The sequence below is a fragment of the Archangium sp. genome (assembly GCF_036389735.1).
In the GTDB taxonomy this organism is placed as follows: domain Bacteria; phylum Myxococcota; class Myxococcia; order Myxococcales; family Myxococcaceae; genus Archangium.
Genome location: NZ_DASVWK010000786.1, coordinates 1 through 13,682, shown reverse-complemented (window position 1 = coordinate 13,682; position 13,682 = coordinate 1). Strand labels below are relative to the sequence as shown.

Here is a 13,682-nt window from a genome sequence, read left to right as displayed (position 1 = left end):
CGGTCCCCGAGGAAGCCGCTCACCGGGGAGGCCAGCATGAACACCAGCATGAAGAAGCTGCCCAGGTAGCCCGCCTGGGTGTTGGTGAGCTGGAAGTCCTGTTTGATGTAGGGCAGGGCGACCGTGACGATGTACCGGTCGAGGTAGTTGACCAGGTTGATGAGCGAGAGGATGAGCAGCGCGTAGTAGCTGGTGCGCGCGGAGGTGCTCGCGGGAGCGGTGGGGTTGGCCACGGCGGTGGTCGGACTCATGGGTGGGGGGCTCCGAAACGGTACGCGAGCAGGCCCCAACGCAGGCCGCGGTCGCTCACCCGGCAGCGCTCGAGCCCGAGGGCCCGCAGGCTCTCGAGAAGGATGAGGGCTCCGGCGGGAATCACATCCGCGCGCTTGGGCTGAAGGCCCGGCAGCTTCTGGCGCTCGGCGAGCGGCAGGTGGCACATCTTGTCCGCCAGTGCCTCCAACTCGGCGAGCGTGAGGGTGCCGCCTTGGACGCGCGCGGCGTCATAGGGGTCGATGGCGTGCCGCACGGTGAAGAGCGTCGTCACCGTGCCGGCGATGCCCACGAGCCGCGCCCCCGGAGGGCAGGGCGGCAGCGCGGAGAAAGTCTCCCGCAGGTGTGTCTCCACCCGGGCGCGGTCCTCGGGGGACAGCGGATCCGAGTGCACGTAGCGCTCGCTCATCCGCACCGAGCCCACGTCGAAGCTGTGCCGGAAGGCCACGCGGCCCTCCGGGTCTCCATAGATGAACTCGGTGGAGCCGCCGCCGATGTCGATCACCACCATCGGCCCGGCCGCCTCGCGCCCGAAGTCGGCGTACGCCGAGGTGAAGGAGAGCTGCGCCTCCAACTCGCCGGAGATGATGTCCACCGTCACCCCGGCGCGCACCTTGGCGGCCGAGAGGAAGTCGGCGCCGTTCTCCGCGTCCCGCGCGGCACTGGTGGCGGACACGGCGATGGCCTCGGCCCCCAGGCCGCGTGCCTCGGAAGCGAAGTCGGACAGCACCTGGAGGGTGGCCTCCATGCCGTCGGGCGAGAGGCGACGGTTCTTGTCCACGCCGCGGCCCAGGCGGGTGATCTCCGCCCGCTCCCGCACGGCCTGGAAGCGGCCATCGGGCTGGCGGTCCGCGACGAGCAGGAGGACCGAGTTGGTCCCCACGTCGATGGTGGCGAAACGAGGCATCCGGGGAGCTTATCAGCGCTGCAGCGCCTCCAAAGCTTCCGCGAGTCGCTGGTACTCCGCGTGCGAGTTGTAGAGCTGAGCGGACACGCGCAGGTGCCGGTGCGGTGGCCGGGGCCAGGGGACGATGGGCACCTCGATGCCGTGCTCCAGGAGGAGCCGGTCCTGGAGGGGGTCCACTCCGAGGCGGGAGGGCTCCATCGGGAAGCCGTCCGGCAGGGAGATGGTGGCCATGGAGCCCACCAGTTCCTCCGGGCAGTGGGGGGCCACGCCGAGCCGCTCGCACAGGAGGGCCCTCGCGGCGAGCACCTTGGCGCGGTTGGAGGCCATCACCTCCGGCCAGCCCCCGGGCAGCAGGGTGCCCACCACCTCCAGGGCCTTGGGGATGCAGAGGAAGGGGGTGGGGTCTCCCGTCCCGGTCCAGTCGAAGTCCAGGCGGAACTGGGAGCGATCCTCGCGCCGCGAGTTGTACCCGTGGCTGATGACGAGGGGGCGGATGTCCGGCTGGAGCTCCCTGCGCACATGGAGGAAGGCGGCCCCCTTGGGCGCGCACAGCCACTTGTGGCAGTTGCCCGTGTAGTACGCGGCGCCGAGCTGGCGCAGGGACAGGGGCACCTGACCGGGCCCGTGGGCCCCGTCCACCAGGGTCTCCACGCCCCGCTCGCGCAAGGCGCGGACGAGCTCGGCCACCGGCAGCACCAGGGCCGTCTGGCTGGAGACGTGGTCGATGAGCAGCAGCCGGGTGCGGTCGGTGACGTGGGCGAGCACCGCCTCCACCACGGCCTGGGACGAGGGGACGGGCCAGGGCAGCTTCGCCACCACCACCTTCACGCCCCACTGCCGGGCCACGAAGTCCAGCGCGTTGCGCGAGGCGTTGTACTCGTGGTCGGTGGTGAGCAGCTCGTCACCGGGGGCGAAGCGCAGCGAGCGCAGCACCGTGTTGACGCCCGTGGTGGCGTTGTTGACGAAGGCGAGGTCGTCCGCGTCCGCGTCCAGGAAGGCCCCGAGCGCCCAGCGGGCCAGATCGGCGAGTCCCTCCACCTCCCGGTGGAGGAAGCGCACCGGCTCGGCCTCCATGCGGACGCGCAGCCGGGACTGCTCCTCCAGCACCCGCGTGGGGCAGGCGCCGAAGGAGCCGTGGTTGAGGAAGGTCACCTCGGGGTCGAGCGACCACTGCGAGCGGAACGGGGACGCGTTCATGGCCCGAGGACTGTAGACCCTTACCCCAGCCCTCTCCCAGGGGGAGTGCGACGAGGACTGAACCAGCCCCTCGGAGTCACGCCGCCCCGGCGCCTCTCACGGTCGCACCCGGGATGCTCTGCGCGCGGTGTTCGCCCTGCGGCGTCGGAGGGCACGGCGGCAAGGCCTGCGGGGTGGGCAGGTCGGTGCCCAAAGGGGGGCTGCACGGCCTCTCCACCGGCCGGGCGCACAGCGCTCCATGCGCAATGCAGTGGCCGAGCAGCTCTCTCTCATGGATGGCGGTGTGAGCCTGCCCCGGTTTTGTGGCTCTCCCGCACTTCGTGTGGTTCAGGGGCAGCGAGCGGGCGGGCCTCACTCGTACAGCCGTCCGCAGGCACCCAGGATTCACACAAACTGCGGGAGAGCCACGTAACCGGGGCAAGCCCAGATCTCGGCTTTCCAGATAAGTTGGCCATGGCCCGGGACGCTAACGCACTTCCGCTTTCGAGAAGGTGTCAGACGACCCGTAGAGCGTCCATGAAGCAAAGCGGCCTGGGCGCCCGAGGTAACGTGGGCCGCATGGGCTTGACGCACTTCCTCCTTGGGTTGCCGCTGCTGGCGGTGCTGCTGACGGCGTGTGCCACCTCGACCCCTGTCGTGCACGATGTCGAGCAAGCATCCGACGCCGTGTACTCGTGGGAGGAGGCTCGCGCGGACCCGAGCTGCGTGGTGCCCCTGTGCGATGAGGAGCGCTGTGCCGTCTGGCGCTGCTGGGAGGTGGTGGAGGTGGAAGCGCCTCGTGGGGTGGAGGCGCCCTCGGTGGTGTTGGCGAAGGGCACCTACCCGGTGTTGGTCCGCCCCCTGACCCGACCCTTGCTCCGCCCCTCGACGGGCACCGATGTGACGACGGCGGTGCGCGAGCCGTGGGAGGACAACCCCAACCGCTGGTGGGGACACCCCGTGGCCGCGCCCACCGTGGCCGACCCCGTCTTCGAGATTCCCTGGCACAACTGGAAGACGCGCGAGCCGCGCGTCGCCAGGCAACTACGCCACTGGCAGTGCAGCCTCCGCCCGAAGGAGCCTTACGAGAAGCACCACATCTTTCCGCAGGAGGAACGCCTGGCCCTCTGGTTCGATGGTCGGGGCATCGACATTCATGCCTTCACCATCCGTGTCCCCAGGAGCTTCCACCAATGGCTGCACAGTGGTGGGCCCAACGGAGGCCAGTGGAATGAGGCCTGGCGGCGGTTCAAGGACGACAACCAAGAAGCCACCGCCGAGCAGATGTGGGCGTTCGCGGGCGAACTCATGTCGCGGTTCGGAGTCAATGGCCCTCTCGTCCCCTACTATTGCGACTGAGCAGGGACTCGCTATGCGCTATTTCAGAATCAGGGAAGACAAGGCGCTGGGGTACACGGGCTTCGTCAACGCCGCGCCCAAGTGGGGGCTTCCGGGGGTGGATACCTGTCCGGCCTGCAAGGCCACGTGGGCCAATACGTCCAAATCGTATCCCTCGGTGGACCTCACCTTGGTAGCTGCTCTGGCCAAATTCGAGAGGCCTGGGGCCAAGCCCATCGAGGAATACGAGCGGATGCGGGAGCTGGTGCGTCCCCTGCTACCTCCAGGCGCCGTGGTGGAGCCGGGCTCGTGCTTTGGACCCCTCGTGGGCAATGCGCAGGGCCGTTTCGGGCAATTCGTCTCCAACTATTCGGATGTGCTGCTGGTGCGGCGCGAGGCCCTGGAGAAGCTCCAGGCCGAGGGCTTGTGCGGGCTCAATGGGTACCGCATGGAGGTGCGTTTCCGCCAGCGCAATTCGCCCGAGCTGCTCGAGCTGGAACTGCTCCCTGTGGGCCGCCTGCACCCCAAGTGCCTGCCTCCCGATCTCGAGCCGCGCTGCCCTCGTTGTGGTCGGCTGGGGCTCTCCATGCCCAAGGAGCCCGTGCTGGACGTCGCCACGCTTCCCCCCAACCTGGACTTGTTCCGACTGGTGGACATGTCCACCATGGTTGTCTGCACCGAGCGCTTCGCCGAGGCCTGCCAGCGCCTGGGTCTGGACGGCATCGTCTTCCTCCCCCTGCCCACGGAGGGGTGAGGCCGCCGGAGGGGGGCAGACGACGCGTCCTACGCCGAGGAGGAGCGCGCGCCTTTGAAGACGTGCTCGCGATGCCAGCGCGGATAGCTGGAGTGGGGACGCCACTCCGGGCGTGAGGGCAGGAGCAGCTTTCGATCTGGCTGAACCAGCCTGCCGAGCTCCTCCGGCACACCGCTTTGTGCCAGCAGGATGCGGTAGTCGTCGTCGACCGAGAGCAAGCCGCGGTCGAAGAGCCAGTGCACCGTGCCGGTCAGGGCCAGACCATTGCGGATGGAGTCTGGCCCCTGCGCGGCAACCGGCTGGATGTGGGCGGCCTGGACCTCGGGACGTCCCCCTCCATTGATGAGCCGCAGGCCGGAGACGGCGCAGGTATTGCCGTAGGCCTGGCGGACGTGGCGCCGGAACGCCTCGTCGCGGAAGGGCCGCATGACGACCTGCGCGGCAATGGGCCGTGCCGGGAACTGGATGGGAGCTTCCGCCGCCCCGGCGACGGGGCCCTCCCAGGGCTCGAGCTTTCGCGTGAAGCCCGCGCGCAGGATGGCCTCGAACTCGGCATCGCCCAGCGTGCGGACCGCACGGCCAAAGGCACCCTTGCTGGTGGTGCCGTCCGCCTTCCTCAGCGCCGACTCGTAATAATGGCCCTCTTCGTTGAACGGCACCGGACGGTCGAACTCGAGGAAGTCACCGACGTAGGCGTAGGAGTGGTCGGGCCGTACCGGGTCTCATTCGATTCGGAGGACCCGGGCGACCGCGAAGTACGCCTGGCGGCCAGTGCGACTGCGCGGACCCGCCGTACGGCGGGGCTCGTAATAGACAATCAGGTCACCCGTGGCGGCTTCCGCCTGACGCAAGTACGTCTTGGGGAAGTGGTAACGCACCTCGGGCTGAGCGTCGTAGGCAGAGCTCTCCGAGGTGGTGAAGACCGCCTTTGCCATGGGCGCCCTGGGGGTACGGGTCCGACCACCAGGCTACCGTCCGTGCCACCAGACGCAACACGGTGGGAGGCCCGGGTGGGCACGGGGAGGCCGAGCGTGAGTCCACGGCGCGTGAGGCTGGGCTCGGCGGAACGAGTTCCGCTGCTGCTGGTGTTGGGGCTGTCGCTGGGACAGGCCCCCAACTTCCTCGACGTGCGGCCCGTGGGCGGCGACTACCAGGTGCTCGCGGGCGGTAGCACCTGGAACTACCCACGCGGCCAGCTGCGCTGGCGTGGTGTTGAGCACCGGGCCGCGGTTGTCCACAGGCCCAAACCCCCTACCGCGCCCTGAATGAGGGGAGCGCGGCTTGAGCAGGCGTGTGCCCAAAGTGGGGCTGCACAGCCTTCTCCACCGGCCGGGTGCACAGTTGGGCGGCACCCGTCAGCGGCCCTCCTCGTCCCCTCTGCACCAGCCCTCACCCTCAACAGGCCTCCCATTCGCCCTATGCGCAGGAGAAAGGGGCCAGAAATGGAGACGGGCTGGAGACGGGAGCTCAGCGGCCCCAGTCCGGCGTCAGGAGCGCGGCCTTGTCCTGGGCGGGCAGGGGCACCTGGTTGTTGCCGTCCGCCGTCATCACGAAGAGCTGCGGGGTGCCGGTGCGCGTGGAGGTGAAGAGGACGAGGCGCCCGTTGGGAGAGAAGGAGGGCTCCTCGTTGTTCGCCTGGTCCTGCGTCAGGCGGGTGATCTTCCCCGAGTCCACATTCACGGTGAACAGGTCGAACGCGTTGCGCTCGTCGCGCGCGGTGAAGGCGATGAGATCTCCTCGCGGCGACCAGTCCGGCGTCTGGTTGTAGTTGCCCTGGAAGGTGAGCCGGCGCACGCCCGAGCCGTCCACGTTCATCACGTACACCTGCGGCGAGCCGCCCCGGTTGGACACGAAGGCCAGGCGCTTGCCGTCCGGGGACCACGAGGGGCTGGAGTTGATGCCGAAGCGCGTGTCGGTGAGCCGCTTCGGGCCGCTCCCATCCGCGTTGGCCACCCAGATTTGAGCGCTCTCGCCCTCGGCCAGCGAGTACGCGACGCGCTTGCTGTCCGGGGAGAAGGACACGCCGGTGGCCATCTGGCCCTCGGCCGTCTTCAGGCGCACGGTGTCGCCGTCCGGCTGGCGGATGTACAGGTTGGGCTCGCCCTGCTGGTACGAGGTGTAGCCCAGGGTTCCATCGGGCCCGAGCGCCGGCAGGATGTTGATGCCCCCGCGCGTCACCTGCTTCGCGTTGCGGCCGTCCCAGTCCGCCACCCACACGTCCCGGTTGTTGCCCGTCTTGCGCACGTAGGAGATGCGCGAGAGGAAGGGGCTCGGCTCGCGGGTGTAGTAGCGGTAGATGGCGTCCGCGAGCTTGTGGGCCAGCAGGCGAGACTCCGCGGGGGAGGCGCTCGCGTTCGTCTTGAACTCCTCGCGGCCGCTGCCCACGTTGAACACGCGCGCCTCGGCCTTGAGCTCACCGCCCTCCTGGGCCAGCGAGTACTTCACCAGCGACTCGGCACCCACGTCCGCCCAGCGCGAGAAGTTGATGCTGCCGGCGGCCAGACCCTCCTTCGGGTCCGCGAGGAAGCTGGCCCGGTCCAGCACCTGGAACAGGCCGGAGGCCCGCAGGTCGTACATGAAGGTGTCATCCACCTCCGAGGCGGGCGCCTTGGCCTCATCGCCCTGCACCAGCGGCGGGGTGACGGCCAGGGGCAGGGGCCGGAAGTTGGCGCCGGAGATCTGGAGGACGGGCGCCTGTGCGAGCGCCGCCAGCGGCAGGAGGAGGGAGAGGAGGAGGGCTTTCGCGTTCACGGGCTGAACTCCAGGACGACGCCACTTTTCTGGAGCGCGTCCCGCAGATGGTCGGGGGGAGGAGAGAAGGGCGAGGCCTTCTTCACCGCGGACAACACGGCCGAGTCGAAGAGGGCATTGCCACTGGCCTTGGCGAGCCGCGCATCGATGACCTCACCGGTGCGGTTGAGACGCATGGCCACCTGGGCCTTGAGGTACAGGCGCTCGTTCTCGGGGATGGTGTCCGCGACGTTGTAGTTGCGGCGCACCTGCGAGGTGAGCATGCCGAAGTAGCGCTCGCCCTCGGCGGTGGCGGAGTCGCCGTTCGGATCGCCGTCCTCGGCGCCTTCTTCCTCCTCCCGCGGCTTGGACTTGGAGAACTTGTCGAAGGCGCCGAAGAGGCGGTTGCGCCGGTCCTCGCCCTTGGCCTCGCCCTTCTGGGGCGTGGGCTTGGAGGCGGGCTCGGGCTTCATGCCGGGGATGGGCACGGCCACCTTGGCGGGTGTGGGCGCGGCGGGCGTGGGCGGCTCGGGAGCGGCCTCCACCTTCTTGGGCGGAGGAGGAGGCGGCTCCTCTTTACGGGGCAGCAGCTTCTCGTCGCGCGGCTTGCCCAGGCGCACCAGCGTGGCGCGGATGGGCTTCTGGTCGAGCAGCACCGGAGGGGCCGCGAAGAAGGTGGTGTACAACCCCACGGCGAGCAGCACGCCCGCGTGGCCCACCAACGAGAAGGTGATGAAGCGCCCCAGGCGCGAGGGCCTCGAGGCGAGCAGGCTTTGTTGGGCCGGGTGCATGGGCTAGCGCCGTGCCTCCTTCTTCTTGTTGGACGCACGACCCCCGGCCGTGGGGTCCGTGATCATCCCCACGTTGGTGATGCCGGCGCGCTGCGCGGCGGCCATCACGTCCACCACCACGCCATAGGGTACGTCCCGGTCCGCGTGGAGGTAGACCTCCTTGTCGGTCTGCGCCTTGGTGTTGGTGGCCAGCTTCTTCTCCAGCTCGGCCAGCGCCACCTCGGCCTCGCCGATGTAGACGCGCCGCTGCATGTCGATGGACAGCACCAGCTTCTTGTCGGCGGCCTCGACGGGGGCGGCCTTGGCCTCCGGCAGGTTCACCTTGACGCCCTGCTGGATGAGGGGTGCCGTCACCATGAAGATGATGAGCAGCACCAGCATCACGTCCACCATGGGCGTGACGTTGATCTCGCTCATGGTGACGCGGCCGCCGGAGCCGCGATTGGAGCCCATGCCCATGACGCGCGTCCCCTAGCGGAAGAAGTGCCGCTTGATGATGTTGAGGAAGTCCGCGGAGAAGTTGGCCATCTCCGTGTCGAACACCTTGATGCGGCTGACGAACGAGTTGTAGGCCACCACGGCCGGAATGGCCGCGAACAGACCCGCCGCCGTGGCGAACAGGGCGTTGCCCACCGGCGCGGCCACCGTGGCCAGCGTGGCGTTGCCCTGCTCGGCGATGGTGTTGAAGGCGTTGAGGATGCCGATGACGGTGCCGAACAGGCCCACGAACGGCGAGGCCGCGCCCACCGTGCCCAGGAAGGACACCCGCGACTCCAACTCCATGATTTGAGCCGTGGAGGCGCGGTTGAGCGCCCGCTCCACGTTCTCGATGCCGCCGAGCCGCTCGCTCATCGCCCCCTCGGCGCCCTCCTTGTGCTGAGCCAGCTTGCTCAGCTCCTCATAGCCGGCGCAGAAGACCTTGGAGAGGGGCGAGCCCTCGAGCTTCTGGGCGTCCTGGTAGATGGTCTCCAGCCGGGAGGCCTTCCAGAAGCTGTCCAGGAAGGAGAGCGACTGGGAGCGGGCCCGCGACAGCTGGGTGTGCTTGAGGGCGATGAGCCCCCAGGAGGCGATGGAGACGCCCATGAGCAGGGCCAGCACGAACATCTCCAGGAAGGACGCATCCCGGAGGATCTGCAGGTAGTTCATGGCGCCGAGCGCCAGGGGGAAGCGGGGCATCATGGGGAACAGGCCGTAACACTCCGGTACAGGGTGGTCAAAACAATCCCATCCGGGGGGGGGTGGGTTGGCTGCTGCTGCGGAACAATGAATAATTCCCCGGGGCAGGCGTCCGAGGGTCAGTGTGACGGGCCGCATGCCCGCTCCCCACCCACCCTCGCTCCTGATTCACGAGGACGCCCCAATGAACGCCAGACTCCTCGCCGCATTCCTCTGTCTCGCCACGCTCGGCACCGGCTGCATCATCGTCGACCATGGCGGTGACCACCCCAATCCTCCGCCGACGGGCTCTCCCGGGGACGTGTCGTTCCTGTGGACGTTCGGAGCCGAGGGCCGGTGCGTCGACGTTCCGGACGTGAAGAGCATCAAGCTCTCCATCCCCGGTGAGACGCTCGACAGCAACGGCTTCTACGCCTGCAACACCGCGGGGGTGGACGGTATCACCCTGCGCAACTTCCGGGCCGGCACCTACAGCTACACCCTCCAGGCGTTCGACGCCTATAACAAGGTCCTCTACTCGAGCTCCGGCTCCTTCACGGTCAACGGCAACAAGCAGGTGCGCGTGGACATGACGCCGGACGGGAAGACCTACGCCTACGTCTCCTGGTACTTCCCGGCCAAGGGCTCCTACAGCCGGCCCACGTGCAGCCAGGCCAATGTGACCTCGATCAAGGCCAGCATCGACAACGGGGAGTGGGTCTCCGTGGACTGCCTGGACGGCACGGACGGCGACGGGATTCCGACGCCCTACCTGGAGCCGGGGACGCACACCCTCCAGCTCATCGCCTATGGCTACGACATCCAGGGCCGGGCCAACATGCCCCTGTACAACCTCCAGGGCACCCTGACGACGCAGCGGGGCGTCGATGCCCCTTCGGTGGAGTTCAGGTTCTTCGAGCTGGGCGGCATGTCGGTGCGCTGGGACATGTGGGATGGCACCAACTACCGCAACTGCGCCGAGACGGGCCTCACCTCGGTGGTGCTCAACCTGCTCGACCTGTCCACCAACAAGGTCGTCTACGAGGGGGAAGGTCTCTCGTATGACTGCGTCGCGGCGCCCGTGGTCAACCAGTTCATGAAGCCGGGCAGCTACCAGGTCCGCATCCGCGGGTACGTCGGCTCGACGATGACCTACAGCAACGAGAACAACATGACGACCCTCACGGTGAAGGCCTTCGAGCAGAAGAAGGCGACCGACGCCGCCACGGTGTTGGTGATGAGCAAGCAGTAGTCACCGCCAGCTCGCCCGCTGTCCGGAGGGCCGGGGCATCCGCCTCGGCCCTCCTTGCTTTGCGGGCGGGCGCGTGGGGTTGGCATCAAACGTGATAGGAGCCCGGGTATGCGGCAAGGCAGCCACAGTCCCATCGGGGTTTTCGATTCGGGTGTCGGAGGGCTCACGGTCCTCAAGGCGCTGATGTCCCACCTCCCGCACGAGAGCACGCTCTACCTGGGTGACACCGCGCGGGTGCCCTACGGCACCAAGTCCGGCGAGGTGGTGACGCGCTACTCGCTGAAGAACGCGAGCTTCCTGTTGGAGCGCGGCATCAAGCTGCTGGTGGTGGCATGCAACACGGCCTCGGCGGTGGCGCTGCCGGCGTTGTCGGCGATGCTGCCGGTGCCGGTGCTGGGGGTGATCGCTCCCGGGGCGAGGGCGGCGCTGCGGCGCACGCGAGGCGGGGGCGTGGGGGTCATCGGGACGCCGGGAACCATCCGCTCGGGGGCCTACCAGCGGGAGCTGGAGGCGGCGGCGGGGCCCGAGGGCGTGAAGGTGAAGGCGAGGGCGTGCCCGCTCTTCGTGCCGTTGGCGGAGGAGGGGTGGCTCGGGGGCGACGTGCCGCGGCTGGTGGCGCGCGAGTACCTGACGGACTTCGCCCGGAGCGGGGTGGACACCCTGGTGTTGGGGTGCACGCACTACCCGCTGCTCAAGGACGTCATCGCCGAGGCCGTGGGGCCGCGGGTGACGCTGGTGGACTCGGCGGAGGCGACGGCGGAGGCGGTGGCGGTGCTGCTGGAGGAGCGGGGGCTGCTGGCTCCTGGGAGCGGGACGCCCTCGCACCACTACTTCGTCACGGACGTGCCGGAGCGCTTCGTCGAGGTGGGGGCCCGCTTCCTGGGGCGCCCCATCCACTCGGCGGAGCAGGTGGACCTGTCCTTCTAGGACGGCTGGACGGGGGCGGCCGGCTTGGTCTCCTCGACGGAGGCCGCCTCGAGCAGCTCCTTGGCGACCTGGACGACGGGGGACTCGGCGCTGGCGGTGACCGCGAAGAGCTCCAGGGCGGCCTCGGTGCCGATGTCGTCCCTGCGGGGAATCGCACCGGTCACCGCGGTGATGAGGCGCTCCAAGGCGGTGAAGAAGCCGATCATCGCCAGCGGCTTGTTCATCCAGCCGACGGTGATGCAGTAGTACTTGTTGTAGGGCGCCGTGTGGTGGACCTGATGGTGGTCCGGCGGCAGCACCAGGTGGATGCGCTGGAGGAAGCCGATGAGGGCCGGCGGCTCCTCCAGGTGGGACCACTTGTGGAACTGGTTGGTGGCCATCACCCAGAAGATCATCGCCCCGAGGAAGGCGGAGACGAAGACCCAGCCCGGGCTGGAGTGGGGCAGGGCCACGGCGAGGAGGGCGGCGGGCAGGGAGACGAGGCAGTTGTTGCCGTTGGTCTCCACGAAGTCATGGCGGGTGATGGCCTTGGCGTCCACGTGGTGCTCGCGGAAGGGCCGGATGAAGGCCTTGCCGAGCACGGGCATCTCGGTGGAGCCCCAGGTGTCGCCCATCCAGTGGACGATGCCGGAGACGAAGTCCGCGGCCAGGTAGCCCAGCAGCAGGGCGCTCACCACCAGCCAGGGGCCTGTGTGGGGGCCACCCCACAACCGCCAGACGAGGGCCGCCTCCAGGGTAACGAAGGCGAGGATGCTGGCGATCTCCATCGCGCGGATGGCGGGCGAATAGCCCTGGGCCAGCGCCGTGGCGTCCTGCTGGCGCAGCTGGTTCTTGAGCTCGTTCTTCATCCGCCGCAGTGTACCCGCAGTGGGATTTTCAACGAAGTCGTCTGGTGAACGTTCCAGGTGCCCGGTCTTCCAGCCGAGGGGCCAGCAGGCATTCAGACAGGCTCGCTGACGCGTTCCTTGTCACCCCCCGAGCCCACTGGTACGGTCGGCGGACTCGGGCATGTCGAAAACCTTCGAAAAAGCCGTCACAGGCTTCAACCACAACATCAAGTACAAGGGGAAGGTCTACCACGTCCAGACCGAGGACTCGGGTGTCAACAACCCGCACATCATCACCCACCTGTTCGTGGGCGGTAACATCCTCGCGTCCAAGAAGACGTCGTACGCCGACATCCTCAATGCCGAGAACCTCGCGGAGGTCGTGCGCGAGCTGATGGAAGAGCAGCACAAGGAGATGCTGCGCAACCTCATCAACGGTGTGTACGACGGCTACGAGACGGGGGTGCGTCACTACCAGCCCGGCCAGCTCGGCTCCACCGACGATGCGCCCAACACGCGCACGCATCCGGGCCAGCCGATGCAGGTCGCCAAGGTCCCGGCTCCCGCCGCTCCCCCAGCCGTCTTCGTTCCCCCGGAGATCGCCGCCGCGCGCGCCCTCCAGGTGGCGCCGAAGATCAACGACGTGGGCGTGGAAACGCTCTTCGGAGAGGATCTCATCTCCGAGAAGAGCCTGGACGAGGTCATCCTCAGCTACCTGGCGGGCGAGGACAACCAGTAGTCCTCCCGCTCGGGCTCAGCCGAGCACGAAGCGCACCCAGAGGGGCCCGTAGACGGTGAGCAGGCCGGCGGCCAGGAAGTCCAGGGCCACCCCCACCCTCATCATCGTGGGCAGGCGCACGTAGCCGCTGCCGAAGACGATGGCGTTGGGCGGAGTGCCCGCGGGCAGGGCGAAGTCGCACGACGAGGCGAAGGTGCTCACCGCGAGCAGGGGCAGCGAGGCGGGCAGCACGTTGAGCAGCACGTTCACCGTGGCGGTGTTGGAGGCCACGGCGGACAGCAGCACGGTGGCCAGGGCCACGGTGCCGTACTGGGCGGCGAGGCCCAGGGACTCCAGGCCGGACAGGTGCGCGGCCAGGTACGTGGACAGCCCGCTGCCCTCGATGCCGGCGGCGAGCGCGAAGCCCCCTCCCAGCAGCAAGAGCGTGTCCCAGGGCACCCGGGCGAGGGCCGCGCGCGACAGCCGGCCCAGCAGCACCAGCGCCCCGGCGGCCAGCATCGCCACGCCCGCCTCGTAGTGCTTGCCCAGCAGCTTGAAGCCGCCGAAGGCCGAGGCCATCCACGGGGCGAGCAGGCCCCGGAGGAAGTCCCCGCCGATCCACAGCGTCGCGGCCACGAGGAAGACGGTGCCCACCACCTTCTCGCCGCCTGACAGGCGACCGAGCGCGGCCAGCTCGCGCTGGATGACGCCCACCCCCTGGCCAGGGCCCAGCGCGTCCCGGCGACCCAGGCGCCAGAGCACCCACCACACCAGCGGCAGGAAGAGGAGGACGAAGGGCAGGGCGGCCACCATGTACTCGACGAAGCCCACCTCCAC

General features: G+C 68.8%; 17 protein-coding genes. 6 read left to right on the top strand and 11 right to left on the bottom strand.

Annotated features, from left to right (window positions below; translation table 11 throughout):
* From VF794_RS27840 to VF794_RS27830, 3 genes are all read right to left on the bottom strand, one after another.
* On the bottom strand, positions 1-251 hold a 251-nt coding region (locus VF794_RS27840), incomplete at its 3' end, for an MFS transporter (protein WP_331115558.1).
* Positions 248-1,177, bottom strand: a complete 930-nt coding sequence (locus VF794_RS27835) for a Ppx/GppA phosphatase family protein (RefSeq protein WP_331115556.1) — start codon at positions 1,175-1,177, stop codon at positions 248-250. The genes VF794_RS27840 and VF794_RS27835, both read right to left, overlap by 4 nt.
* A gap of 12 nt (positions 1,178-1,189) precedes the next feature.
* A complete protein-coding gene (locus VF794_RS27830; protein ID WP_331115554.1) occupies positions 1,190-2,374 on the bottom strand; it encodes an aminotransferase class V-fold PLP-dependent enzyme in 1,185 nt (394 codons plus the stop codon).
* A gap of 516 nt (positions 2,375-2,890) precedes the next feature.
* Between VF794_RS27830 and VF794_RS27825 the strand changes: the two genes are divergently transcribed.
* Together VF794_RS27825 and VF794_RS27820 are read left to right on the top strand one after the other, a co-directional pair.
* Positions 2,891-3,712, top strand: a complete 822-nt coding sequence (locus VF794_RS27825) for a TIGR02269 family lipoprotein (protein WP_331115552.1) — start codon at positions 2,891-2,893, stop codon at positions 3,710-3,712.
* Positions 3,713-3,725: 13 nt separating this feature from the next.
* A complete protein-coding gene (locus VF794_RS27820) occupies positions 3,726-4,445 on the top strand; it encodes a double-CXXCG motif protein (RefSeq protein WP_331115551.1) in 720 nt (239 codons plus the stop codon).
* 29 nt (positions 4,446-4,474) lie between these two features.
* Here the strand turns inward: VF794_RS27820 and VF794_RS27815 are convergent, their stop codons facing one another.
* Together VF794_RS27815 and VF794_RS27810 are read right to left on the bottom strand one after the other, a co-directional pair.
* Entirely contained in the window at positions 4,475-5,104 is a 630-nt protein-coding gene (locus VF794_RS27815) for an HNH endonuclease (RefSeq protein WP_331115550.1), read from the bottom strand.
* 63 nt (positions 5,105-5,167) lie between these two features.
* Positions 5,168-5,380: a hypothetical protein gene (locus tag VF794_RS27810; protein WP_331115549.1), complete on the bottom strand. Its 213-nt coding sequence runs from the start codon at positions 5,378-5,380 to the stop codon at positions 5,168-5,170.
* A 96-nt stretch (positions 5,381-5,476) separates the two neighbouring features.
* On the opposite strand from VF794_RS27810, the gene VF794_RS27805 reads away from it, so the two are divergent.
* On the top strand, positions 5,477-5,710 hold the full coding sequence (locus VF794_RS27805) for a hypothetical protein (RefSeq protein WP_331115548.1): 234 nt from the start codon (positions 5,477-5,479) through the stop codon (positions 5,708-5,710).
* 202 nt (positions 5,711-5,912) lie between these two features.
* On the opposite strand, the gene VF794_RS27800 is transcribed toward VF794_RS27805, so the two are convergent.
* The 4 genes from VF794_RS27800 to VF794_RS27785 are packed head-to-tail and all read right to left on the bottom strand — an operon-like array spanning position 5,913 to position 9,145.
* Positions 5,913-7,196 carry a DPP IV N-terminal domain-containing protein gene (locus VF794_RS27800; protein ID WP_331115547.1) on the bottom strand — a complete coding sequence of 428 codons (1,284 nt, stop codon included), beginning with the start codon at positions 7,194-7,196 and terminating at the stop codon, positions 5,913-5,915.
* Positions 7,193-7,966, bottom strand: a complete 774-nt coding sequence (locus VF794_RS27795) for an energy transducer TonB (protein ID WP_331115543.1) — start codon at positions 7,964-7,966, stop codon at positions 7,193-7,195. The genes VF794_RS27800 and VF794_RS27795 overlap by 4 nt, the downstream gene beginning before the upstream one ends.
* A 3-nt stretch (positions 7,967-7,969) precedes the next feature.
* The gene (tolR, locus tag VF794_RS27790; protein WP_331115541.1) at positions 7,970-8,425 is read right to left on the bottom strand and encodes a protein TolR; all 456 of its coding nucleotides are present in this window, start codon (positions 8,423-8,425) and stop codon (positions 7,970-7,972) included.
* Positions 8,426-8,437: 12 nt separating this feature from the next.
* Positions 8,438-9,145, bottom strand: coding sequence for a MotA/TolQ/ExbB proton channel family protein (locus tag VF794_RS27785; RefSeq protein ID WP_331115539.1), 708 nt, complete (start codon positions 9,143-9,145; stop codon positions 8,438-8,440).
* A 181-nt stretch (positions 9,146-9,326) separates the two neighbouring features.
* Here VF794_RS27785 and VF794_RS27780 point away from each other — a divergent pair, with 181 nt between their 5' ends.
* Together VF794_RS27780 and murI are read left to right on the top strand one after the other, a co-directional pair.
* Entirely contained in the window at positions 9,327-10,373 is a 1,047-nt protein-coding gene (locus VF794_RS27780) for a hypothetical protein (RefSeq protein ID WP_331115538.1), read from the top strand.
* Between the two features lie 108 nt (positions 10,374-10,481).
* The gene (gene murI / locus VF794_RS27775; protein WP_331115536.1) at positions 10,482-11,300 is read left to right on the top strand and encodes a glutamate racemase; all 819 of its coding nucleotides are present in this window, start codon (positions 10,482-10,484) and stop codon (positions 11,298-11,300) included.
* On the opposite strand, the gene carF is transcribed toward murI, so the two are convergent.
* Complete coding sequence (carF, locus tag VF794_RS27770) at positions 11,297-12,148, bottom strand: plasmanylethanolamine desaturase (protein WP_331115534.1); 852 nt, start codon at positions 12,146-12,148, stop codon at positions 11,297-11,299. The two genes, murI and carF, sit on opposite strands and share 4 nt — an antisense overlap.
* Positions 12,149-12,308: 160 nt before the next feature.
* Between carF and VF794_RS27765 the strand changes: the two genes are divergently transcribed.
* Positions 12,309-12,866 (top strand): hypothetical protein, encoded by a 558-nt coding sequence (locus VF794_RS27765; protein ID WP_331115533.1) that lies wholly within the window; start codon positions 12,309-12,311, stop codon positions 12,864-12,866.
* A 15-nt stretch (positions 12,867-12,881) separates the two neighbouring features.
* Here the strand turns inward: VF794_RS27765 and VF794_RS27760 are convergent.
* The coding region (locus VF794_RS27760) for an SLC13 family permease (protein WP_331115531.1) at positions 12,882-13,682 on the bottom strand (801 nt) is incomplete at its 5' end.

Bases quoted from the DNA above. Each gene is read 5' to 3' on its own strand.
- VF794_RS27835 (WP_331115556.1), bottom strand. From the start codon at position 1,177: ATGCCTCGTTTCGCCACCATCGACGTGGGGACCAACTCGGTCCTCCTG.
- VF794_RS27830 (WP_331115554.1), bottom strand. From the start codon at position 2,374: ATGAACGCGTCCCCGTTCCGCTCGCAGTGGTCGCTCGACCCCGAGGTG.
- VF794_RS27825 (WP_331115552.1), top strand. From the start codon at position 2,891: ATGAAGCAAAGCGGCCTGGGCGCCCGAGGTAACGTGGGCCGCATGGGC.
- VF794_RS27820 (WP_331115551.1), top strand. From the start codon at position 3,726: ATGCGCTATTTCAGAATCAGGGAAGACAAGGCGCTGGGGTACACGGGC.
- VF794_RS27810 (WP_331115549.1), bottom strand. From the start codon at position 5,380: ATGGCAAAGGCGGTCTTCACCACCTCGGAGAGCTCTGCCTACGACGCT.
- VF794_RS27795 (WP_331115543.1), bottom strand. From the start codon at position 7,966: ATGCACCCGGCCCAACAAAGCCTGCTCGCCTCGAGGCCCTCGCGCCTG.
- tolR (WP_331115541.1), bottom strand. From the start codon at position 8,425: ATGGGCATGGGCTCCAATCGCGGCTCCGGCGGCCGCGTCACCATGAGC.
- VF794_RS27785 (WP_331115539.1), bottom strand. From the start codon at position 9,145: ATGATGCCCCGCTTCCCCCTGGCGCTCGGCGCCATGAACTACCTGCAG.
- VF794_RS27780 (WP_331115538.1), top strand. From the start codon at position 9,327: ATGAACGCCAGACTCCTCGCCGCATTCCTCTGTCTCGCCACGCTCGGC.
- murI (WP_331115536.1), top strand. From the start codon at position 10,482: ATGCGGCAAGGCAGCCACAGTCCCATCGGGGTTTTCGATTCGGGTGTC.
- carF (WP_331115534.1), bottom strand. From the start codon at position 12,148: ATGAAGAACGAGCTCAAGAACCAGCTGCGCCAGCAGGACGCCACGGCG.
- VF794_RS27765 (WP_331115533.1), top strand. From the start codon at position 12,309: ATGTCGAAAACCTTCGAAAAAGCCGTCACAGGCTTCAACCACAACATC.